Below are 21,877 nucleotides of genomic sequence, written 5' to 3' on the forward strand. Positions count from 1 at the left end.
CACTGCGCGGCCCTCCGGCGCTCACCCCTCCGCGAAGACCACCCCGCGGCCCTCCGGTGCTCACCCCTCCGCGATGACCACCGCCGACGCGACGCCCGCGTCATGGCTGAGCGAGACGTGCCAGCCGCGCACGCCGAGTTCGGCGGCGCGGGCGGCGACCGTGCCGCGTACCCGCAGCCGGGGCTGCCCGCTCTCCTCGACCCAGACCTCCGCGTCGCTCCAGAGCAGCCCGCCGGGTGCGCCGAGCGCCTTGGCCAGGGCCTCCTTCGCGGCGAACCGGGCGGCGAGCGAGGCGATTCCACGCCGCTCGCCGCTGGGCAGCGTCAGCTCGCTGCCGACGAAGAGCCGGTCGGCCAACTGGGGCGTACGCTCCAGCGCCGCGCCGAACCGCTCGATCTCGGCCACGTCGATGCCGACCCCAATGATCACGACCCCACCCTCGCTGTTCCTGTCGTCCTCGCGACCCCGGGACGCCCGGGTCGCTCACTCACTCCACGGTCACGGACTTCGCCAGGTTGCGCGGCTGGTCCACTTCGTTGCCGCGGGCCGTCGCGAGCTCGCAGGCGAAGACCTGGAGCGGCACGGTGGCGACCAGCGGCTGAAGCAGCGTAGGCGTTGCGGGGACGGTGATGAGGTGGTCGGCGTACGGGACGACGGCCTCGTCGCCCTCCTCGGCGACGACGATGGTGCGCGCGCCCCGGGCCCGGATCTCCTGGATGTTGGACACGATCTTGTCGTGGAGCACCGAACGCCCGCGCGGCGAGGGGACGATGACGACGACGGGGAGCCCTTCCTCGATGAGCGCGATCGGCCCGTGCTTCAGCTCGCCGGCCGCGAACCCCTCGGCGTGCATGTAGGCGAGTTCCTTGAGCTTGAGCGCGCCTTCGAGGGCGACCGGGTAGCCGACGTGCCGGCCGACGAACAGCACGGTGTCGTGGTGGGCGAGTGACCGGGCCAGCTCGCGCACGGGCTCCATCGTCGTCAGGACGCGGTCGACCTCCCCGGAGACGGCGGAGAGCTGGCGCACCACCGTACGGATCTCGTCGCCCCACTTGGTGCCGCGGACCTGGCCGAGGTAGAGCGCCACGAGGTAGCAGGCGACGAGCTGGGTGAGGAAGGCCTTGGTGGAGGCGACGGCGACCTCGGGCCCGGCGTGCGTGTAGAGGACGGCGTCGGACTCGCGCGGGATCGTGGAGCCGTTCGTGTTGCAGATGGCGAGCACCTTGGCGCCCTGCTCGCGGGCGTGCCGCAGCGCCATCAGGGTGTCCATGGTCTCGCCGGACTGCGAGATGGCGACGACGAGGGTGCGCTGGTCCAGGATCGGGTCCCGGTAGCGGAACTCGCTGGCCAGTTCGGTCTCGCAGGGCAGCCGGGTCCAGTGCTCGATGGCGTACTTGGCGATCATCCCGGCGTGGAACGCGGTGCCGCAGGCGACGATGACGACCTTGTCGACCTCCCGCAGTTCGGCGGACGGGATGCGCACCTCGTCGAGGTGGAGCGTGCCCTCCCCGTCGACCCGGCCGAGGAGGGTGTCGGCGACGGCCCGGGGCTGGTCGGCGATCTCCTTGAGCATGAAGGAGGCGTAGCCGCCCTTCTCGGCGGCGGAGGCGTCCCAGTCGACGTGGTACTCGCGCACCTCTGCCGGCTCTCCGTCGAACCCGGTGACGACGACGCCCTCGCGGCTCAGCTCGACGACCTGGTCCTGGCCCAGTTCGACGGCGGACCGGGTGTGCGCGATGAACGCGGCGACGTCGGAGGCGAGGAACCACTCGTCCTGTCCCACGCCCACGACGAGCGGTGAGTTGCGCCGGGCGCCGACCACCACGTCCGGCTGGTCCGCGTGCACGGCGACGAGGGTGAACGCCCCCTCCAGCCGCCGGCACACCTGCCGCATCGCGTCCGCGAGGTCCTCGCCCGCCGAGAACGTCTCGGCCAGCAGATGCGCGACGACCTCGGTGTCGGTCTCCGACTCCAGGACGTGCCCGCGCCCGGTCAGCTCGCGGCGCAGGGCCGCGAAGTTCTCGATGATCCCGTTGTGGACGACGGCGACCCGGCCCGCGTTGTCCAGGTGGGGGTGGGCGTTCACGTCGTTGGGCGCCCCGTGCGTCGCCCAGCGGGTGTGCCCGATGCCGGTCCGGCCGGCCGGCAGCGGCCGGTCCCCGAGCTCCTTCTCCAGATTGACGAGCTTGCCCGCCTTCTTCGCGGCGGCGAGCCCGCCGTCCGCGAGTACGGCGACGCCCGCCGAGTCGTAGCCCCGGTATTCGAGGCGCTTGAGTCCCGCGACGATGACGTCCTGCGCCGACTGCCCACCGACATAACCCACGATTCCGCACATAGCGGCACCCTAAGGCCGGAAGCGCCTCGCGGGAGGAATGTTGGTGGCATACAATTCTTTGTACATGTCCCACATGACGCAGGGCGCACGACGGGAGGGCCGGACATGTCGGTGACCCAGATCGACATAGACGATGAAGCCTTGGAGCGGGCGATGGCCCTGTCCAAGGCCCGGACGAAGAAGGAGACCGTCAACATCGCCCTGCGCTTCTACGCTGAGCAGCAGGAGCGGGCGGCACGCATCAGCCGCCACTTCGATCGCGCGCGCACCTGGGGTGCGGTCGAGGACGCCGAGCGGCGGCACCGGGCGGAGAAGGACGGGCAGTGATCTACCTGCTCGACACGTCGGGCCTCGTACGCCTGCTCTCCGACAGCGCCCTCCAATCGGCGTGGTCCGATGCGGTCGAGGCCGGAACGATCGCCTCCTGCTATCCGCAGCGGGCGGAGTTCCTGTACGGCGCCCGGAACGCGCGCGAGTACGACGAGATCGTGGAGATGTTCACCGACCTCTACCCGGACGTTTCCGTACCGAAGGGAGCGGGGCGCTGGATCACCTCGGTCCAGCACCGCATGGCACGCGCCGGGCAGCATCGCAGCGCCTCCGCGGTGGACCTGATCACCGCCGCCACAGCGGCCCATCACGGGCTGACGGTCCTCCATGACGACCTCGACTACCGCACGGTCGCCCGGCACGCCCCGGATCTCGGCGAGCACAGCGTCCACGACGTCGCCTGAGGCTCCGGTGCGGGCCCGTACGCGGCCCCGCACCGGAGCGGAGTCGACCTCGCCCCGTCAGGAGCAGTACTGCGCCTCCTTGCCGATCGACCGGTACATGCAGTCGGCGTTCTCGATCAGCTGGAGCACCGCGTCCCGGTTCCGGGAGGTCTCGCGCTCGATGACCTCGTCGGGCGGGTAGAAGCCGCCGCTCCAGGACGAGCGGGGGTACATCTCGAAGGTGTAGCCGAAGATCTTCTGCGAGCCCCACAGCCAGTCGTCGATCGAGCCGTCCGTGATGTAGAGGTCACTGGACTGCTCGGCGGTGTAGCCGTTGCTCGCCGCCATCTTGCGGCCCACCGCGGCGAACGCGTTGCGGTCGTCAGCCGTCATGCCGGGGGCCGTGTCGTTGTACGTGTAGCCGAAGGGCCACAGCACCAGTTCGCTGTACGTGTGGAAGTCGATGGCCGCCGTGATCTGCTGCTTCCCGCCGATCACCCGGCTGCGGACGAAGTCCGCCACGACCTTCGTCTCGGGGGCCGACTCGGCCGCGGCCCCGCGGTAGGTGTCCGACGACGGGCTGGAGGAGGAGCCGCCGCAGCAGCCCCACTTGTAGGCCCAGTTGCGGTTGAGGTCGGTCCCCACGGCGGTGGAGCCGGAGTTGGGCTGACGGTTCTTGCGCCAGCTGCGGTACGAGCCCGAGGCGATGTCGTACTCCCCGCCGTCCGGGTTCATGTCCGGCACGATCCACAGCTCGCGGCCGTCGACCGCCCTGGTGATCCGGGAGTCGGAGCCGTAGCCCTGGCCCAGTTCACGGAGCAGGTAGAGCGCCATCTCGACGGTCAGGTGTTCGCGGGCGTGCTGGTGGGCGGTGAACAGGACCTCGGGTTCGGCCTCGTCGGTGGCGACGTTGTCGCTGACCTTGACCGCGATGATGTCGCGGCCCTGGTAGGTCTTGCCGATGACGCGCTTGCTCATGATCGAGGGGTTCGCGGCGATGCGCGCGTCGATCGCCGCGTTCATCTCGGCGTAGTTGTGGTACCGGGAGTCGGCGGGCGGGAAGTCGAGGGCGCTCACACCGTCCGCCGCGTGCGGCTCGGCGACCGGGGCGGGCAGGGCTTCCAGTACGTGGCCGCGCGCCCGGAGCTTCCGGGCCTGGGCGGCGTCCGCGGTGATCACGACGCCGTGGTCGTGGACCTCGTCGATCGAGACGCCCGCGCGGGCGATGTCGGTGCGGGCGGCGGGGGTGGTGCGCCCGGGGATCTCGTACTGGAGCGTCCGCTCGTCCGCGGCGACGGCCGCGTTCGGGGCCGAGGTCTCGGCGGTGGCGACGGCGGTCGCCGGGGCGGCGAGGCCGAGCGCGAGCAGGACGGCGAGGGCGGCGTTCCGTCTGGCCTTCGCCGGCCGGGATTTCCGTGCGTTGACGAGTCGCATGCTGGCAGTCTCCTGACGTCCGTCGGGGTGGGGGGGTGGAGCTGTGCGACGGGCACAGAATGAAGCCATGTCATGCGCAGGTCAAGATGATGGTTCCGGCCATCGAATCCCGTTCGGCCGAACGGGAACCCACAGGAGAACGGCCGCGAACCCGCTGCTGCGGGAACGCGTGGGCCCGGCTCCTACTCCCCCAGCTTCCGTCGCAGTGCGGCCCGCTCCGGCTCGGTGCCCGCGAGCTCCAGCGCCGCCCGGTACGCGTCAGCGGCCTCCCCGTCCCGCCCCAGCCGGCTCAGCAGGTCACCCCGCGCCACCGCGTACGGCGGGTACGCCCGCAGCCGGGGCTCCCCCGCCAACGCGTCGAGCAGCGCGAGACCGGCCCCCGGCCCGTCCCTCATCGCCACCGCCACGGCGCGGTTCACCTCCACCACGGGGGACGGGGTGAGCGTGCGGAGCACGTCGTACAGGGCCACGATCTGCGGCCAGTCCGTGGCCGCCACGTCCGCCGCCTCGTCGTGCAGGGCGGCGATGGCGGCCTGCACCCCGTAGGGCCCGGCCGGCCCGCCCGTCAGCGCCCGGACGACCAGGGCGCGGCCCTCCTCGATCATCGGCCGGTCCCAGCACCCCCGGTCCTGGTCCTCCAGGAGCACCGGCTCCCCCTCCGGGCCGGTCCGGGCGTCGCGCCGGGCGTGGACGAGGAGCAGCAGCGCGAGGAGCCCGGCGCTCTCCCGCTCGGCGGGCAGCAGGCGGTGCAGTATCCGGGCCAGCCGGATCGCCTCCTCGGCCAGGTCGAGCCGCTGGAGACGGGGCCCCGAGCTGGCCGCGTACCCCTCCGTGAAGACCGAGTAGACGACCTGGAGCACCCCGGGCAGCCGCTGGGGCAGCTCGTCGGGGCCGGGCACCCGGAACGGGATCCGGGCCTCGCGGATCTTCTTCTTCGCCCGCACGATGCGCTGGGCCATGGTCGCCGTCGGAACGAGGAACGCCCGCGCCACCTCCGGTGTGGTGAGCCCGGCGAGGCAGCGCAGGGTGAGGGCGGTACGGTCCTCGGCGGCGAGGGCGGGGTGGGTGCAGGTGAAGAACAACTGCAGCCGCTCGTCCGGTAGTTCACCGGGTCCCTGCGCGTCTGCGGCGGGGGCGGGATCGGCCCGTTCCGCGTCCGCACTCAGGACGGCGAGCCGGGCCGCGTACGCCTGGTCGCGCCGCAGCCGGTCCACCGCCCGGCGCCGGGCGGTCGTCAGCAGCCAGGCCCCGGGCCGGGCGGGGACGCCTTCGGCGGGCCAGTGCCGCAGCGCCGCCTCGATCGCCTCGGACGTCACCTCCTCGGCCAGGTCGAGGTCCCCGAACCGGCGGACGAGGGAGGCGAGCAGCAGCCCGCGCTCCTCCCGGAACACCGCCTCGACGGCGACCCTGGCCTCCCCCGCCGAGGCGTCCTCGCCCGCCACGGCTCTCAGGCCCCGAAGTCCGCGACCGGCCGGACGACGACCGAGCCGCCGTCGCGCGAGCCGGGGCAGCGCGCGGCCCAGTCGAGGGCGGCGTCGAGGTCGGGCACGTCGATCACGAGGAACCCGCCCAGCAGCTCCCGGGTCTCCGCGAACGGCCCGTCCGTCACGGTCCGCTCCCCCGTCGGCGAGACCCGCACGGAGGTCGCGGTCACCAGGTCGGCCAGCGACTCCCCGGAGACGTGGATCCCCGCGTCGCGTACGTCCTTGTCGTAGGCCATCCAGTCCTCGACGGTGCACTGGGGCGCACCGCCCTGCTCGTCGACGGCCCCGCTGTGGATCAGCAGCATGTACTTCATGGTCGGCTCCTGTCGCCTGTGTGTCGCGTGTGTCGCGCCCGCCGTGCGGGTCGCCCTACACGATGACGACGAACGGGACGCCGCCCGATCGACACGCCGCCCGTAGTTTTACTGCTCGCCGAGAATGCGCAGCCGGTGGTGCTCCCTGAAATACGCGTAGTCCTTCAGGTTCAGCGTCGCGAGAGGCAGGTCGTAGGTGAGACAGCAGGCTGCGATCCACATGTCGTCGACCGGCTGGGGCAGCCCGGCCTTGCGTCCCGCTGCGGAGAGCCGGCCCCAGGTCGCGGCCACCGCCTCGTCAGCGGGCAGGACGGGAATCGCGGAAATCCAGTCGGCAAGCTCTTGGCGGCGCGGGCCGCCCCAGTTCCGGATTTCCGCCCACTGCGTCAGCTCGCCGAGGGTGACGAAGGTGATGAGGGGTCTCCGGCCGATCAGCCGTGTGGCGAGGGGGCCGGTGAGCCTGCCCTTATGGGTCAGCGAGCTGACATCCGTGTCCAGGACAACAGGTTGCATACCGGCGGCTCAGGCGACGTCACGTCGGCGCTCGGAGTAGGTGAAGGCCACGAACTCCTCGACCTCCTCGTCCGTCCCGAAAGTGCCGGCTGTGAGGTCGTCCAGGGAAGCGATCGGTCGCGTCCCCTTCGCAGCCAGCAGCTCCTCGACCGTCTGTCGCGGGCGGGTCGGCGGGTGGATCGGCTGCTCGGAATCCGCAGAACTCATGGCATGCACCTCTCCGCTGATGACGGTCACGACCCGTCGGAGCCCATGATAGAGCTGGGCGACATCGGCAGGCCCTCGCCGGGCATCCACCCGGTTCACACGTACGGACATCACTGGCTTCCTCTTCTCTTTCACGCGCTCAGGCGAAGTGGCTCGCCACCGTCCGCACGGACGTCACCGCACCCCCGGCACACCCCCGGCACCGGCGACCGGAACGCCCGGTCGCAGTCCTCACAGGTCTGGAGGGGGACAACCGGCGCGGCGACGGGCAACGGCGGCGGGAGAAGCGCGGTCAGCCGGTGGCGCACCAGCTTCGCCGGGTGCCGGAGCGGTACGGGCGGGTCGTCGGTGAGCGCCTTGCGTACGGCATCGGGCCGCATCCCCCGCTCCAGCCAGGCGGCGACCCCCGGAACCAGCCGCCGCACCTCCTCCTCGGAGAGTACGAACAGGGGCGCGGTCCGCCGCAGACCGGCAAGCAGGTCGGCCGCCGCCGCGTACAGCGCCTCGGAGGGACGGCACAGCCCGGGCAGCGCCGCGCGCGGCGGCTTGGGCGCGGTGGGCGGCGGCACGAGCCGGGGCGCCGGGGCGGGTGCGGGTTCCGCCCGCACGGATTCGGGCCCAGGCGGCGGTACGGGCGGCGCGGCCTCGGGCTCACGTACGGGTTCGGGCACGGCCTCCCGTACCGGCGCGGGCGCCGCTCCCCCGCCGCTCCCGACGGCCACCGCCCGCCGGGCAGCCGCATCCGGGTGGTTGTACGACTCCGTGCGCGTGGCAACCCGGCCGCCCCCCCACACGCTCCCGGGTGCGGCGCAGGAAGCCGTGGTGCTCCAGCTCCCTCAGCCCGGCCGCGATGGCCGCCTCGCTCTCCGGGAAGGTCGCGGCCAGCACCTTGATGCCGATGCGCCTCCCGGCGGGCAGCGACTGGATGTGGGTGCCGAGGCCGATCGCCAGCAGGGACAGGCCCCGGTGCTGGGAGAGGCGGTTGGAGATGATCGTGTAGCCGTCGGTGAGGCGGATGTTGATGTGTACGACGCCGGAGGACGGGGCGAGCGAGGGCGCGCTAACCTGCTGGGTATCCATCGGGAAGGTGTCTTCTTCCTTGTTGGTCAGGCCTTCGGTCGGGATGCCAGTCCCGGCCGGGGGCCGTCTCATGTCTGGGGTGGTGGTCAGCGTGAGCATATGCCCGCCAACAGGGCCAAAATCCAGCCCGGTTGGCACACTTCACCCGTGTGAGTGACGACGCCCTCGCACGCTCACGCGCCCGCGCGCCCAGGGGTAGCCAGTTGGCCGGTCAGGGTCGGGTTGGGTTATTTCCCCAGTACTCAAAAGCCGGTACTCAAAAGCTTTTACGTCGCGGCCGACCGGGACGCGGTCCACCACGTCGCGGCCACCCGCGTCCCGGACCCACCGGATCCCGGTCCACCGGGTCGCGGCAGTCACGATCCGGTGAGAGCCACCTCCGCCCACACCGTCTTGCGCGGGAACGGCCCGTGCTCCGTGCCCCACCGCACCGACAACGCCTCGACGAGCAACAGCCCTCGCCCGCTCTCGGAGTCGGCGGCCGGGGCCCGCTTCTCCGGGAGGCTGTCGCCCCGGGTGTCGACGACCTCGATCCGCAGGACGTCGTCGTACACGCTGAGCAGGATCCGGAAGTCCCGCCCCGGGACGTACCCGTGCAGCGCCGCGTTGGTCGCCAGCTCGCCGATCACCAGGCTCGCGTCCTCCAGCGGCAGCCCCCAGGAGCGCAGTTGCTCAGTAGCCAGCAGGCGGGCGAGCCGGGCGCCTCGGCGGGTGGCGGAGAGCTGCACGGCGAACTGTCCGGTGCGTGCACGCGGTTGGGTGATTCTCTGGTTCATGTCACTCAGAGTGTCCGGACGTATCTACTCTGAGAAGCACTGACGCGAGTACGGACAGTGACTGTCCCCGGTGTACCGGGCCCCGTCCCCGCCGTACACGTCCGGCACACACACGGGTGGAGGCATCTGCCGCATGGCTGACATGGACAACCAGGGCCGCGAGAACCGCACGGCGCTCGACGGGGACGACGAGGACCGGGACTTCGGCCTGGAGGACGACTCCGGGGCGGTCATCGCGGCGGTCGGCCGGCAGATCAAGCTCTGGCGCGAGGCGGCGGGACTGCGGGCCGCCGAACTGGGCACGGCCATCGGGTACAGCGAGAACCTGGTCTTCAAGGTCGAGGGCGGGCGGCGCATCCCGAAGCCGGAGTTCCTGGACAGGACCGACGACGTCGTGGGCGCGGGCGGCAGGATCTCGGCGATGAAGAAGGACGTGGAGGAGGCGCGGTATCCGAAGAAGGTCCGCGACCTGACGAAGCTGGAGGCGGAAGCTGTCGAGATCGGCTCGTACGCGAATGGAGTGATCGACGGGCTGCTCCAGACCGAGGAGTACGCGCGCGCCCTGTACCGCGAGCGACGCCCCGCGTACAGCGAGGACGACGTCGAGCGCCTGGTGGCGGCCCGCATGGCCCGGCAGGTCGTGTTCGACCGGCGGCCCGCGCCGCTGCTGACCTTTGTCCAGGAAGAGTCGACCCTGCGGAGGCGGACCGGAGGCAGAATGGTCCTGCGCCACCAGCTCGAACACCTGCTTGAGCTCAGCCAGTTGCGGCATGTCGAGATCCAGGTCATGCCGATGGAGGCGGAGGAGCACGCGGGTCTCGGCGGTTCACACCGCATCCTTAAACTCAAGGACGGAAAGACCGTCGGGCTCAACGAGGTTCAGCTCATCAGCGGGCTGATCACCGATCCGAGGCAGGTGCAGATCCTGGAGATGCGTTACAACCTGATCCGATCGCAGGCACTCACGCCCCGTCTGTCACGGGAATTCATCGAGAAACTGCTGGGAGAGACATGAGCACCGAGCTGATCTGGTTCAAGAGCAGCTACAGCACCAACGACGGCCCGTCCTGCGTCGAGGTCGCCGCCGCCCCCGCCACCATCCACGTACGCGACTCCAAGCACCTCCCCACCGACGGCCCGCACCTCGGCTTCGCCCCGGCCGCCTGGGCGGACTTCGTCACGTACGCATCGGAGGCCTGACCATGCCCGTGCTGCCGCCGACCGTGCGGGTCAAGGCGTTCGACCACCTCGTCCTCAACGTCGGGGACGTCGAGCGGGCCCTCGCGTTCTACTGCGGGCCGCTGGGCCTGGAACCGGTCCGGGTCGAGGAGTGGCGGGCGGGGAAGGTGCCGTTCCCGTCGGTCCGGGTCAGCCCGACCACGATCATCGACCTTCTCGACCGTCCGCGCGGCGAGTCGAACGTGGACCACATCTGCCTCGTCGTCGACCCGCTCGACTGGCAGGAGGTCATCGACTCCGGGGTGTTCACGGTGAAGGAGGGCCCGGTCCCCCGCTTCGGGGCCCGGGGCTCGGCCACCTCGGTCTACGTACTCGACCCGGACGGCAACACGGTCGAGCTGCGCTGGTATCCGCAGGACGCGTAGGGCGAATACCTTCCACGCCGGGCTCCCCGGGACTCCGTGGCCCGGAGTCCCGGGGAGCGGGGAGCCCGGGGCCCCGGATACGCTGCTGCGCCCCGCCCCTACCGGGGGTCATCTCGGTGTTCCCCACCCGGGTACTCGCCGCTGCCCCGTCGGCTCCGTGCGAGCAGGACAGCAAGGACGGTGGCAGGACGCATCCTCCGGAACCAGCCGGCAGGGGGACCAGCTGTAGGGAGGCCAAGGCGGTCGAGCACGCGGGCACGGGGCACAGCACCGACCCCGACCCGGCACCCACGTGACCGAGCCCACCCCCCACTCGGTTGGAACTCCCGCGACAATGAACACGTGATCACCTCACCCGCACGGAGCCCCCACCGTCGCACCGAGCACGCGCCGACCCCGTACGTCGAGCTCTCGCGCGACGAGTGGAGCGCGCTGCGGGACAAGACCCCGCTGCCGCTGACCGCCGACGAGGTGGAGCGGCTGCGGGGCCTCGGCGACGTCATCGACCTGGACGAGGTGCGGGACGTCTATCTGCCGCTCTCCCGGCTGCTCAACCTGTACGTCCAGGCCACCTCCGGGCTGCGCGGCGCGCTGAACACCTTCCTCGGGGACGCCGGGAACGGGCACGGGGCGCAGAGCGGCACCCCGTTCGTCATAGGGGTCGCGGGCAGTGTCGCCGTCGGGAAGTCCACCAGCGCCCGTATCCTCCAGGCGCTGCTGGCCCGCTGGCCGGAGCACCCGAGCGTCGAGCTGGTGACCACGGACGGGTTCCTGCTGCCGATGAAGGAGCTCAAGGCGCGCGGGCTGACCTCGCGCAAAGGGTTCCCGGAGTCCTACGACCGGCGCGCCCTGACCCGCTTCGTCGCCGACATCAAGGCGGGCAAGGACGAGGTGACCGCGCCCGTCTACTCGCACCTGATCTACGACATCGTCCCCGACGAGCGGCTCACCGTGCGCCGGCCCGACATCCTCATCGTCGAGGGCCTCAACGTCCTCCAGCCCGCGCTGCCCGGCAGTGACGGCCGCACCAGGGTCGGGCTCGCCGACTACTTCGACTTCAGCGTGTACGTGGACGCGCGCGCCGAGGACATCGAAACCTGGTACCTGAACCGCTTCCGCAAGCTGCGCGCCACGGCGTTCCAGGACCCGTCCTCGTACTTCCGCAAGTACACCCAGGTCTCCGAGGAGGAGGCGCTGGACTACGCGCGCACCATGTGGCGGACCATCAACAAGCCGAACCTGCTGGAAAACGTGGCTCCGACGCGCGGCCGTGCCACCCTGGTACTCCGCAAGGGACCGGACCACAAGGTCCAGAAGCTGTCCCTGCGCAAGCTCTGACCACAACGACCACTGCGCCCACTCCGACCCGGAAGGCCGGCTGCCGCGTGCTGCATCTGCGTCTGATCGTGCCGGCCGACACCACCGACGAGGTCGTCGCGCTCCTGGAGTCCTCCGTCGGCACCGCTCACCTCGTCGTCCTGCCCGGCGTCGCCCGCTCCCCGGCCGGGGACGTGGTCATGTGCGACGTGGCGCGCGAGGCCGTCGACGAGCTGATCGGTGCGCTGCGCCGCCTCGGCATCGACAGGTCCGGGTCGATCACCATGGAGAACATGGAGCTGACGCTCTCCGACCAGGCCGACCGGGCGGAGGAGGAGGCCCCGGGCGAGAGCGTCGACGCGGTGCTGTGGGAGGAGCTGATGGAGGCGACCCACGAGGAGTCGGCGTTCTCCATCACCTACGTCTCCTTCCTCGCCCTCGCCACCATGCTCGCCGCCTGCGGGGTGATGCTCGACAACGCGGTGCTGGTCGTGGGCGCGATGGCGGTCGGCCCGGAGTTCGGCCCGCTGGCCGGGATCTCCACGGCCCTGGTGCAACGCGCCCCGCGCCTGGTGGCGCGCTCGCTGTGGGCGCTGATCGGCGGCTTCGCCCTGGCGATGATCATCACCGCGGGCTTCGCCTGGCTGATGGACGCCTTCGGCCTCTTCAACAGCGGCATGATCAACGAGCCCCGGCCCAACACCGGGTTCATCTGGCACCCGGACTGGATGTCGTTCGTCGTGGCGTGCCTCGCGGGCGTCGCCGGAACGCTCTCGCTCACCTCCGCGCAGTCCGGTGTGCTGATCGGGGTGGCGATCTCGGTGACGACGGTCCCGGCCGCCGCCAACGCGGCCGTCGCGTTCAGCTACTCCCACTACCAGCAGACCGTCGGCTCCGGGCAGCAGCTGCTCGCCAACCTCGGCGGGATCATCCTCGCGGGCACGCTGACGCTGCTGCTCCAGAAGGCCCTGCCGAGGTTCCGGCGCGTACGGAAGCCCCCGGCGAGCACACCAGGGGCTTCCGTACGGGCATGACCCGTGCGCCGGGCCGTGGAGCGGCGGCTCAGCCCAGCGCGGACTTCACCACATCGGCCAGCCGGCCCGCGACGGCCCGCGCCTGCTCGATGTCGGCGGCCTCGACCATGACCCGCACCAGCGGCTCCGTACCCGACTGGCGCAGCAGCACGCGCCCGGTCTCGCCCAGCTCGCGCTCCGCCTCGACGACCGCGGTGGCCAGCTCGGACGAGGTGTTCACCCGGGTCTTGTCGACGTCGGGGACGTTGATGAGGACCTGCGGCAGACGCTGCATGACCCCGGCCAGCTCGGCGAGGCTCCGGCCGGTGGCGGCGACGCGGGCCGCCAGCATCAGGCCGGTCAGTGTGCCGTCGCCGGTCGTGGCGTGGTCCAGGACGATGACGTGTCCGGACTGCTCGCCGCCGAGCGCGAAGCCCTCGGCCTTCATCGACTCCAGGACGTACCGGTCGCCGACCGCCGTCTGGACGAGCCGGATGCCCTCGCGCTCCATGGCCAGTTTGAAGCCGAGGTTCGACATCACGGTGCCGACGACGGTGTCCTTGCGCAGCTGCCCGGCGTCCCGCATGGCGAGGGCCAGCACGGCGAGGATCTGGTCGCCGTCGACCTCCTCTCCCGCCGCGTCCACGGCGAGGCAGCGGTCGGCGTCGCCGTCGTGCGCGATGCCGAGGTCGGCCCCGTGCTCGACGACGGCGGCGCGCAGCAGCTCCAGGTGGGTGGAGCCGCAGCCGTCGTTGATGTTCAGGCCGTCCGGGTCGGCCCCGATGGTGACGACCTCGGCCCCGGCCCGCGCGAACGCCTCGGGCGAGACCCGGGCGGCGGCGCCGTGCGCCTCGTCCAGGACGACCTTGAGACCGTCGAGCCGGTTCGGGAGGACGCCGATGAGGTGGGCGACGTACCGGTCGAAGCCCTCCGTGTAGTCGGTGACCCGGCCCACGCCGGCGCCGGTCGGACGGCTCCACGGCTCACCGGTGCGGTGCTGCTCGTAGACCGCCTCGATCCGGTCCTCCAGCTCGTCGGCGAGCTTGTGGCCGCCGCGCGCGAAGAACTTGACGCCGTTGTCGGGCATCGCGTTGTGACTGGCGGAGAGCATCACGCCGATGTCCGCGCCGAGCGAGCCGGTGAGGTACGCCACGGCCGGCGTCGGCAGCACGCCGACGCGCAGCACGTCCACACCGGCGCTGGCCAGGCCCGCCACGACGGCGGCCTCCAGGAACTCTCCGGATGCCCGCGGATCACGTCCGACCACGGCGGTCGGGCGATGGCCCGCGATGGTGCCCGCCTCGGCGATGACGTGCGCCGCCGCGACCGAGAGACCGAGCGCGAGCTCGGCCGTCAGATCGGCGTTGGCGACACCCCGTACCCCGTCCGTACCGAAGAGTCGTCCCACTGGTGTCCTCCGAAGTGCTCCGAAACCACAAACAACCACTGCACAGCAAACGAACTGAGCAACCAAACAACGAAAGCAACGAGAAAAGCGCAAAAAGGCACATCGGGCGGCGTGGCGCGACCGACCTGCGAGATGCGCGACGGCGTTCGCCGGGCCGCGGTCCCGTGCGGGCCGATGAACGTCTTATGCCGTTATACGCCCGCGAGGGCTGATAAACGAACGCCCCAGCAGCACAGAGCGTGCCGCCGGGGCGAACGTGACAGTCGAGCAGGCGATATTTAGCGCTTGCTGTACTGCGGGGCCTTACGGGCCTTCTTGAGACCGGCCTTCTTGCGCTCGACCGCACGGTCGTCGCGGGAGAGGAAGCCGTTCTTCTTCAGCGTGGCGCGGTTGTTGTCCACGTCCGCCTCGTTCAGCGAGCGGGCCACACCGAGGCGCAGGGCACCGGCCTGACCGGAGACACCGCCACCCGAGATGCGGGCCACGACGTCGTAGCGACCGTCGAGCTCGAGAACCTTGAAGGGCTCGTTGACTTCCTGCTGGTGCACCTTGTTGGGGAAGTAGTCCTCAAGGGTGCGACCGTTGATCTTCCACTTGCCGGTGCCCGGGATGATCCGGACGCGGGCGATGGCGTTCTTGCGACGGCCAAGGCCGGCCGCGGGCTGCGGGTCGCCGAAGCGGCCCGCGAGCGACTCGGAGGTGTACTCACCCTCGACGGGGACCTCGGACTCGAAGGTGGTCACCTCGGCGAAGGTCTCCTCGCCCTCGGTGCCCTCGACGGGGGTCTCAACAGTGGTCTCGGCCACGATTCTCCTCAGATCTTTCTGTATGTCTTAGGGGGTGGCCGGAACTACTGCGCGACCTGGGTGATCTCGAACGGGACCGGCTGCTGAGCAGCGTGCGGGTGCTGGTCGCCCGCGTAGACCTTGAGCTTCGAGAGCATCTGACGGCCCAGGGTGTTCTTGGGGATCATGCCCTTGATGGCCTTCTCGACGGCCTTCTCGGGGTTCTTCGAGAGCAGCTCGTCGTAGCGCACCGAACGGAGACCGCCCGGGAAGCCGGAGTGGCGGTACGCCATCTTCTGGGTCTTCTTGTTGCCCGACAGGTGAACCTTGTCGGCGTTGATGATGATGACGAAGTCGCCCATGTCCATGTGGGGGGCGTAGATCGCCTTGTGCTTGCCTCGGAGGAGGTTCGCAGCCGTGGTGGCCAGACGGCCCAGGACGATGTCCTGAGCGTCAATGATGTGCCACTGGCGAGTGACATCGCCGGGCTTGGGGCTGTACGTACGCACTTCGCAGCCTTCGCTTCTTCAGTGGATGGGATCCAGACACACGGCACCCCTGAAGCGATCATGCAGCTGGGGCTCACAATGCCGGGGACGCTGCCCGTATGCGAGCCACTGGTAACTGCTCCAGGGAACCTACGTAAGGCCCTTCGCGTGAGAACGACGAAGCCAATACGTATAACAAACCTGAACCCTACCGGGGAGCCCCCACGCGGGTCAAAACGACCCCGCACCCCTCAGCCCCGCCGGCGCTTGAGTCGCCACTTTCAGCCCTTCCGCACCCTTCCAGCCCCGCGCTTGAGGCGGCCTTTCCAGCCCCCGCACCCACCCGGCCCCGCGGCGCTTGAGGCGACTCCTTACAGCCCCGCCGGCATTCGAGGCGCGGGGGCCCGGGGGCAGCGCCCCCGCAACGGCGCCGCACGGCACCCCGCCCCCGCACCCGCCACCGGCTCGCCCCGCCCGCCGACCGCCAAGGTCACCGCGCCCGCTGGACCCTCCGCTCGTCCCACACCGGCTCCACCGTCTCCCGTACGACCCCGTCCGACCCGAAGACCAGATACCGGTCGAAGGTCTTCGCGAACCACCGGTCGTGCGTGACGGCCATCACCGTGCCGTCGTACACCTCAAGACCGTCCTGCAACGCCTCCGCCGACTCCAGGTCCAGGTTGTCCGTGGGCTCGTCCAGCAGCAGCGCCGTCGTGCCGGCCAGCTCCAGGAGCAGGATCTGGAACCGCGCCTGCTGCCCGCCGGACAGCTTCTCGAACGGCTGGTCCCCCTGCCGCTCCAGCTCGTACCGCCGCAGCACCGACATCGCCCCTCCCCGGTCCTTGGCGTGCTCGGACCAGAGGATCTCCACCAGCGTCCTGCCGAGCAGTTCCGGATGCGCGTGTGTCTGGGCGAAGTGACCCGGCACGACCCGCGCCCCGAGCTTCCACTCCCCCGTGTGCGCCACCGGCTCCCCCGCCAGCAGCCGCAGGAAGTGCGACTTGCCCGACCCGTTGGAGCCGAGGACCGCGACCCGCTCCCCGTAGTAGATCTCCAGGTCGAACGGTTTCATCAGCCCGGTCAGCTCCAGGTTCTTGCAGGTCACCGCCCGCACCCCGGTCCGCCCGCCGCGCAGCCGCATCCTGATGTCCTGTTCGCGCGGCGGCTCCGGCGGCGGGCCGGCCTCCTCGAACTTCCTGAAGCGGGTCTGCATCGCGTGGTAGCGGTTCGCCATGTCGGGGCTGTTCGCCGCCTGCTGCCGCATCCGCAGGACGAGCGCCTTCAGCCGGGCGTGCTCCTCCTGCCAGCGCCGCAGCAGCTCCTCGAACCGCGCGAAGCGCTCCTTGCGCGCGTCGTGGTACGTGGCGAAGCCGCCGCCGTGCACCCAGACGTCACTGCCCGCCGCGCTCGGCTCGACGCTGACGATCTTCTCGGCGGCCCGGGAGAGCAGCTCCCGGTCATGGGAGACGAACAGGACCGTCTTACGGGTCTCCTTGAGCTTCTCCTCCAGCCACCGCTTGCCGGGGACGTCCAGATAGTTGTCCGGCTCATCGAGCAGCAGGACCTCATCCGGCCCGCGCAGCAGCGCCTCCAGCACCAGCCGCTTCTGCTCACCGCCGCTGAGCGTGCGCACCTCGCGCCACTGCGCCTTCTCGTACGGGACGCCCAGCGCGGCCATGGTGCACATGTCCCAGACCGTCTCGGCCTCGTACCCCCGCGCCTCCGCCCAGTCGCTCAGCGCCTGCGCGTACGCCATCTGCGCGGCCTCGTCGTCGACGGTGAGGATCTTCTCCTCGGCCGCGTCGACCGCCCTCGCCGCGTCCCGGATACGCGGCTGCGACACCGACACCAGCAGGTCCCGCACCGTCCGCTCGTCCCGCACCGAGCCCACGAACTGCGGCATCACGCCGAGCCCGCCGCTCACCGAGACCGTGCCGCCGTGCGGCTGGAGCTCACCGGCCAGCAGCCGCAGCAGCGTCGTCTTGCCGGCGCCGTTCGCCCCGACGAGCGCGACGACGGCCCCGTCGGCCACCCGGAACGAAGCATCGCCGAGCAGCACCCGCCCGTCCGGTAGGTAGTACTCCAGGTGGCCTGCTTCGAGATGTCCCATACAGAGCATTGTCACGGTCCGCGAAGCCCTGGCCCAACCGGTTTACCGATAGCCCTAAACTGCGCGCATGAGCTTTGGGCAAGGGGGGGCCTCCTGGGGGCCCGGGGGCGACGGGACTCCGGACTGGGCGGCGCTGGCGGAGGAATCCGCGGCGCGCGCCCGCCGTAAGAAGCTGCTGATGATCGGCGGCGGTGTGCTGGCGACCGTGGCGATCGGCGCGATCGTGACCACGGCCGTGGTCACGTCGAACGGCGGCAAGGGCAGGGCGGACGGGAACGCGAGCCGGCTGCCCGCCCCCGCCGACCTCCCCGAGGACACCTCGGCGCCCGCGCCCTCCTTCTCCTCGGTCGCGCCGCCGCCCCCGCCGGACCCCAAGGACTTCATATCCAGCGCCGAGAAGGACAAGGCGCCGATCACCGTCGACGGGTTCTTCCCCGGCAAGAAGCTCACGATGGGCGACCGCGTCCACCTCAAGGGCGCGACGAGCAGCTCCGCGAACTGCGCGACGGGCACCCAGGGCGCCCTCGGCTCGATCCTCGCGAACAACGGCTGCGAGCAGCTCATCCGGGCCACCTACCGCAAGGACGGGGTGGCCGTCACGGTCGGCATCGCGGTCTTCGACACCGAGGCCCGCGCGAAGAAGACCGTCGACGAGTCCTCGGGCGGCCTCGCCTCCCTCAGCGGCGGGGGCGTCAACACCTTCTGCCGGGGCGGCACGGTCTGCCTGCGCACCTCCAACTCCTACGGGCGCTACGCCTACTTCGCCGTCGGCGGCTTCCTGAACGGCGAGCGGGTCACCACCGCCGACAAGGACGTCTACGCGGTCAACAAGGACCTGACGAACTTCACCTTCCGCCAGATCCACCGCCGGGGCCAGCTCCAGGCCTCCCAGGCCGTCGCGGACCCCGACAGCTGACGTGGCGACCGGCTCCCGGGCGCACACGCGGCCGGGAGTTCGCGTTCAGCAGCAGCCCGCCCCCGGCAACGTCCGCACGTTCCGGGCCTCTTCCGCCCGGGCCGCCAGCAACGCGTCCGCCGGGTACGCCACTTCCTCCAGCGTCAGCCCATGCGGGCGCACCACGTGCACCCCGGGGTCGCGCACCTTCGCGGCGAGCACCTCGGCGGGCCAGCCGGCCGGCCGCCGCCCGTCGCCGACGAACAGCGCCGCCCCGATCAGCGCCCGCACCATGTTGTGGCAGAACGCATCCGCCTGCACGGTCGCGGTGAGGACCCCGGAGGCCGGGTCCCGTACCCAGCTCAGCTTCTGGAGCGTACGGATGGTCGTGGCGCCCTCACGCTTCTTGCAGTACGCGGCGAAGTCGTGCTCCCCCACCATCGGCGCGGCCGCCTCGTTCATCGCGTCCACGTCCAACGGCCGGTCGTGCCACAGCACATGACCCCGGGTCAGCGGATCCACGCCGCCCGGCCGGTCGCCGACGCGGTACGCGTACCGCCGCCACAGCGCGGAGAACCGAGCGTTGAACCCTGCCGGGGCGGGAGCCGCCCGCCAGATCCGGACGTCCAGCGGCAGCCGGCCCGCCAGCCGTCGCAGCAGCTTCTCCTCGTGCTCGGCCCACACCGCCTCCGGCAGGTCCACGTGGGCCACCTGGCCGCGCGCGTGCACCCCGGCGTCCGTCCGCCCGGCCACCGTCAGGTCGTACGTCACGGCCGAGCGGGTCACGGTCCGCAGCGCGTCCTCGATCTCGCCCTGCACCGTGCGCCGGCTGGTCTGCTTCGCCCAGCCGGAGAAGTCCCTGCCGTCGTAGGACAGGTCCAGCCGCACCCGTACGAAACCGGGCTCCGCCTCGTCACTCACCGCGTCATCCTCTCACTGCCCCTGCTCAGCAGAACGGGCCCGCACCGCCCCGAAGGGTGATGCGAGCCCGTCCCGTGGTCCTTAAGACGCTCAGGCGTCCTTGGACTCCTCGTCGGCCTTCTCGACCGGCTTGGCGTCCTCGGTGGACTCGGCCGCGGGGGCCTCGTCCTTCTTGAGGGCGTCTTCCTTGACCGCACGCTTTGTGGCGGCCTCGGCCTCACCGGTGGCCTGCTGGGCCACGGTCAGCGCCTCGACCAGCTCGATGACCGCCATCGGGGCGTTGTCGCCACGACGGTTGCCGATCTTGGTGATACGGGTGTAACCACCGGGGCGGTTCTCGTATCGGGGAGCGATCTCGGTGAAGAGCGTGTGGACGATGCTCTTGTCCGTGATCGTCTGGAGCACCAGGCGACGGTTGTGGATGTCGCCCTTCTTCGCCTTGGTGACGAGGCGCTCGGCGACCGGACGCAGGCGGCGGGCCTTGGCCTCGGTCGTCGTGATGCGGCCGTGCTCGAACAGCGACTTCGCCAGGTTGGCGAGGAGCAGACGCTCGTGCGCGGCGCTGCCGCCCAGACGGGCACCCTTTGCGGGACGCGGCATGGTGATTCTCCTTGTGTGCTGCACCGGCCGTATCAGGTACCGATGTCAGTTCCCGCGAGGCGGACGCCTCCCGGAAGTCATACGTGCGGTCGGGCTCGATGTTTCCAGCCCGCCCGACTTTCGCCGGGCATCAGCCGAAATCAAGCCCGTCCGGCGTTTGAGGACGAAGCCTCAGCCCCGGCCCGGGGACACCCTCAAAACCGGGCGCCCCCAGCCGGGAGGCGATCAGTACTGCTCGGTCTCCACGAAACCGGCGTCCGCGTCGTCGTCGGCGCCGAAGGCGTCGGCGGCGGCGGTCGGGTCGAAGCCGGGAGGCGAGTCCTTGAGCGCGAGGCCCATACCGGCCAGCTTCGCCTTGACCTCGTCGATCGACTTGGCACCGAAGTTGCGGATGTCGAGCAGGTCGGCCTCGGAACGGGCCACGAGCTCACCCACGGAGTGGATGCCCTCGCGCTTGAGGCAGTTGTACGACCGAACGGTGAGCTCCAGCTCCTCGATCGGCAGGGCGAGATCGGCGGCGAGCGCGGCGTCCGTCGGGGACGGGCCCATGTCGATGCCCTCGGCGTCGATGTTGAGCTCGCGCGCCAGACCGAACAGCTCGACCAGGGTCTTACCGGCCGACGCCATGGCGTCACGGGGACGCATGGCCTGCTTGGTCTCGACGTCGACGATCAGCTTGTCGAAGTCGGTGCGCTGCTCGACACGGGTCGCCTCGACCTTGTACGTGACCTTGAGCACCGGCGAGTAGATGGAGTCGACCGGGATCCGGCCGATCTCCTGGCCGACCTGCTTGTTCTGGACGGCGGAGACGTAGCCGCGACCGCGCTCGACGGTCAGCTCCATCTCCAGCTTGCCCTTGCCGTTGAGCGTGGCGAGAACGAGGTCGGGGTTGTGCACCTCGACACCGGCCGGGGGCGCGATGTCGGCGGCGGTGACCAGACCCGGGCCCTGCTTGCGCAGGTACATCACGACGGGCTCGTCGTGCTCCGAGGAGACGACCAGCTGCTTGATGTTGAGGATGAGGTCGGTGACGTCCTCCTTGACACCCGGCACGGTGGTGAACTCGTGCAGGACACCGTCGATCCGGATGCTGGTGACGGCGGCACCGGGGATCGAGGAGAGGAGGGTACGGCGCAGGGAGTTGCCGAGGGTGTAACCGAAGCCCGGCTCCAGCGGCTCGATCACGAACCGGGAGCGGAACTCGTCGACGACCTCTTCGGTCAGCGACGGACGCTGAGCGATAAGCATGGGGAGAGTCCTTCAGTCGTGGGCACCCACTATTTGATGCCCGACAGATGTGACAAGGGTACGGGCGGCACGCCCCGTAGGAGGCGTACCGCCCGGACCCGAACGCTACTGACGCACGGCCGTCACCGGCCGCGACGGATCAGACGCGGCGACGCTTCGGCGGACGGCAGCCGTTGTGCGGCGTCGGGGTGACGTCCTGGATCGAACCGACCTCGAGGCCCGTGGCCTGGAGGGAGCGGATCGCGGTCTCACGGCCGGAGCCGGGACCCTTGACGAAGACGTCGACCTTGCGCATGCCGTGCTCCTGCGCGCGGCGGGCGGCCGACTCGGCGGCCATCTGCGCGGCGAAGGGGGTGGACTTGCGCGAGCCCTTGAAGCCGACGTGGCCGGCGGAGGCCCAGGAGATCACGTTGCCCGAGGGGTCCGTGATCGAGACGATGGTGTTGTTGAACGTGCTCTTGATGTGCGCGTGGCCGTGAGCGACGTTCTTCTTTTCCTTGCGACGCACCTTCTTGGCTGCGCCCTGACGACCCTTGGGGGGCATGTCTTGACTCCAGATGGAGAGGGGAGGTGATCGGTCCTACAGCGAAGACCGCTGGTTGCTGCGGGTTCCGGGGAACCGGAGGTCCGCA

General features: G+C 70.7%; 24 protein-coding genes and 1 pseudogene. 8 read left to right on the forward strand and 17 right to left on the reverse strand.

Translation table 11 applies throughout. The annotated features are described in order from the left end of the window. Nucleotides 1-60: 60 nt before the first annotated feature. The gene (locus IG90_RS0108190; protein ID WP_030084374.1) at nt 61-429 is read right to left on the reverse strand and encodes a holo-ACP synthase; all 369 of its coding nucleotides are present in this window, start codon (nt 427-429) and stop codon (nt 61-63) included. 58 nt (nt 430-487) lie between these two features. After that, nucleotides 488-2,335, reverse strand: coding sequence for a glutamine--fructose-6-phosphate transaminase (isomerizing) (gene glmS, locus IG90_RS0108195; protein WP_030579801.1), 1,848 nt, complete (start codon nt 2,333-2,335; stop codon nt 488-490). Between the two features lie 105 nt (nt 2,336-2,440). Between glmS and IG90_RS0108200 the strand changes: the two genes are divergently transcribed. Next, complete coding sequence (locus tag IG90_RS0108200; RefSeq protein WP_010058745.1) at nt 2,441-2,662, forward strand: type II toxin-antitoxin system VapB family antitoxin; 222 nt, start codon at nt 2,441-2,443, stop codon at nt 2,660-2,662. Then, on the forward strand, nt 2,659-3,069 hold the full coding sequence (locus IG90_RS0108205) for a PIN domain-containing protein (protein ID WP_030579804.1): 411 nt from the start codon (nt 2,659-2,661) through the stop codon (nt 3,067-3,069). The genes IG90_RS0108200 and IG90_RS0108205 overlap by 4 nt, the downstream gene beginning before the upstream one ends. A gap of 57 nt (nt 3,070-3,126) precedes the next feature. Here the strand turns inward: IG90_RS0108205 and IG90_RS0108210 are convergent, their stop codons facing one another. The 7 genes and pseudogenes from IG90_RS0108210 to IG90_RS0108240 all read right to left on the reverse strand — a co-directional run bounded on the left by IG90_RS0108210 (nt 3,127) and on the right by IG90_RS0108240 (nt 8,856). Then, nucleotides 3,127-4,482, reverse strand: coding sequence for a M14 family metallopeptidase (locus tag IG90_RS0108210; protein ID WP_030579807.1), 1,356 nt, complete (start codon nt 4,480-4,482; stop codon nt 3,127-3,129). A 182-nt stretch (nt 4,483-4,664) separates the two neighbouring features. After that, entirely contained in the window at nt 4,665-5,924 is a 1,260-nt protein-coding gene (locus tag IG90_RS0108215; RefSeq protein ID WP_030579809.1) for an RNA polymerase sigma factor, read from the reverse strand. A 5-nt stretch (nt 5,925-5,929) separates the two neighbouring features. Then, on the reverse strand, nt 5,930-6,280 hold the full coding sequence (locus tag IG90_RS0108220; RefSeq protein WP_030579813.1) for a YciI family protein: 351 nt from the start codon (nt 6,278-6,280) through the stop codon (nt 5,930-5,932). A 108-nt stretch (nt 6,281-6,388) separates the two neighbouring features. Beyond that, nucleotides 6,389-6,793 (reverse strand): type II toxin-antitoxin system VapC family toxin, encoded by a 405-nt coding sequence (locus IG90_RS0108225; RefSeq protein WP_030579815.1) that lies wholly within the window; start codon nt 6,791-6,793, stop codon nt 6,389-6,391. 9 nt (nt 6,794-6,802) lie between these two features. After that, a complete protein-coding gene (locus IG90_RS0108230) occupies nt 6,803-7,000 on the reverse strand; it encodes a hypothetical protein (protein WP_030579818.1) in 198 nt (65 codons plus the stop codon). 131 nt (nt 7,001-7,131) lie between these two features. Next, a pseudogene (locus tag IG90_RS39255) lies at nt 7,132-8,080 on the reverse strand (hypothetical protein). Nucleotides 8,081-8,436: 356 nt separating this feature from the next. Then, entirely contained in the window at nt 8,437-8,856 is a 420-nt protein-coding gene (locus IG90_RS0108240) for an ATP-binding protein (RefSeq protein ID WP_030579821.1), read from the reverse strand. 133 nt (nt 8,857-8,989) lie between these two features. On the opposite strand from IG90_RS0108240, the gene IG90_RS0108245 reads away from it, so the two are divergent. The 5 genes from IG90_RS0108245 (at nt 8,990) to IG90_RS0108265 (ending at nt 12,811) form a co-directional block, all read left to right on the forward strand. Continuing rightward, nucleotides 8,990-9,871 carry a helix-turn-helix domain-containing protein gene (locus IG90_RS0108245; protein WP_051860057.1) on the forward strand — a complete coding sequence of 294 codons (882 nt, stop codon included), beginning with the start codon at nt 8,990-8,992 and terminating at the stop codon, nt 9,869-9,871. Beyond that, complete coding sequence (locus tag IG90_RS0108250) at nt 9,868-10,056, forward strand: DUF397 domain-containing protein (protein ID WP_030579827.1); 189 nt, start codon at nt 9,868-9,870, stop codon at nt 10,054-10,056. The genes IG90_RS0108245 and IG90_RS0108250 overlap by 4 nt, the downstream gene beginning before the upstream one ends. Before the next feature lie 2 nt (nt 10,057-10,058). Further along, nucleotides 10,059-10,460: a VOC family protein gene (locus IG90_RS0108255; RefSeq protein ID WP_051860056.1), complete on the forward strand. Its 402-nt coding sequence runs from the start codon at nt 10,059-10,061 to the stop codon at nt 10,458-10,460. A 342-nt stretch (nt 10,461-10,802) separates the two neighbouring features. Beyond that, a complete protein-coding gene (coaA, locus tag IG90_RS0108260; RefSeq protein ID WP_030579833.1) occupies nt 10,803-11,798 on the forward strand; it encodes a type I pantothenate kinase in 996 nt (331 codons plus the stop codon). Nucleotides 11,799-11,845: 47 nt separating this feature from the next. Continuing rightward, nucleotides 11,846-12,811 carry a DUF389 domain-containing protein gene (locus IG90_RS0108265; protein ID WP_030579835.1) on the forward strand — a complete coding sequence of 322 codons (966 nt, stop codon included), beginning with the start codon at nt 11,846-11,848 and terminating at the stop codon, nt 12,809-12,811. Nucleotides 12,812-12,839: 28 nt separating this feature from the next. Here the strand turns inward: IG90_RS0108265 and glmM are convergent, their stop codons facing one another. From glmM to IG90_RS0108285, 4 genes are all read right to left on the reverse strand, one after another. Beyond that, a complete protein-coding gene (glmM, locus tag IG90_RS0108270; protein WP_030579837.1) occupies nt 12,840-14,198 on the reverse strand; it encodes a phosphoglucosamine mutase in 1,359 nt (452 codons plus the stop codon). 278 nt (nt 14,199-14,476) lie between these two features. Then, the gene (gene rpsI, locus IG90_RS0108275; protein ID WP_030579840.1) at nt 14,477-15,004 is read right to left on the reverse strand and encodes a 30S ribosomal protein S9; all 528 of its coding nucleotides are present in this window, start codon (nt 15,002-15,004) and stop codon (nt 14,477-14,479) included. Nucleotides 15,005-15,048: 44 nt separating this feature from the next. Then, nucleotides 15,049-15,492: a 50S ribosomal protein L13 gene (rplM, locus tag IG90_RS0108280; protein ID WP_018960214.1), complete on the reverse strand. Its 444-nt coding sequence runs from the start codon at nt 15,490-15,492 to the stop codon at nt 15,049-15,051. A 469-nt stretch (nt 15,493-15,961) separates the two neighbouring features. Next, nucleotides 15,962-17,581, reverse strand: a complete 1,620-nt coding sequence (locus tag IG90_RS0108285; RefSeq protein WP_030579843.1) for an ABC-F family ATP-binding cassette domain-containing protein — start codon at nt 17,579-17,581, stop codon at nt 15,962-15,964. A gap of 67 nt (nt 17,582-17,648) precedes the next feature. Between IG90_RS0108285 and IG90_RS0108290 the strand changes: the two genes are divergently transcribed. After that, nucleotides 17,649-18,497, forward strand: coding sequence for a hypothetical protein (locus tag IG90_RS0108290; RefSeq protein WP_078585245.1), 849 nt, complete (start codon nt 17,649-17,651; stop codon nt 18,495-18,497). Nucleotides 18,498-18,542: 45 nt separating this feature from the next. On the opposite strand, the gene truA is transcribed toward IG90_RS0108290, so the two are convergent. The 4 genes from truA to rpsK all read right to left on the reverse strand — a co-directional run bounded on the left by truA (nt 18,543) and on the right by rpsK (nt 21,789). Continuing rightward, a complete protein-coding gene (gene truA, locus IG90_RS0108295) occupies nt 18,543-19,397 on the reverse strand; it encodes a tRNA pseudouridine(38-40) synthase TruA (protein ID WP_030579849.1) in 855 nt (284 codons plus the stop codon). Nucleotides 19,398-19,487: 90 nt separating this feature from the next. Further along, nucleotides 19,488-19,997: a 50S ribosomal protein L17 gene (gene rplQ / locus IG90_RS0108300; protein WP_030579852.1), complete on the reverse strand. Its 510-nt coding sequence runs from the start codon at nt 19,995-19,997 to the stop codon at nt 19,488-19,490. A 225-nt stretch (nt 19,998-20,222) separates the two neighbouring features. After that, complete coding sequence (locus IG90_RS0108305; protein ID WP_003966937.1) at nt 20,223-21,245, reverse strand: DNA-directed RNA polymerase subunit alpha; 1,023 nt, start codon at nt 21,243-21,245, stop codon at nt 20,223-20,225. 139 nt (nt 21,246-21,384) lie between these two features. Then, nucleotides 21,385-21,789: a 30S ribosomal protein S11 gene (gene rpsK / locus IG90_RS0108310; protein WP_003956432.1), complete on the reverse strand. Its 405-nt coding sequence runs from the start codon at nt 21,787-21,789 to the stop codon at nt 21,385-21,387. Nucleotides 21,790-21,877: the final 88 nt, after the last annotated feature.

It is taken from the genome of Streptomyces anulatus (genome assembly GCF_000721175.1).
In the GTDB taxonomy this organism is placed as follows: domain Bacteria; phylum Actinomycetota; class Actinomycetes; order Streptomycetales; family Streptomycetaceae; genus Streptomyces; species Streptomyces anulatus_C.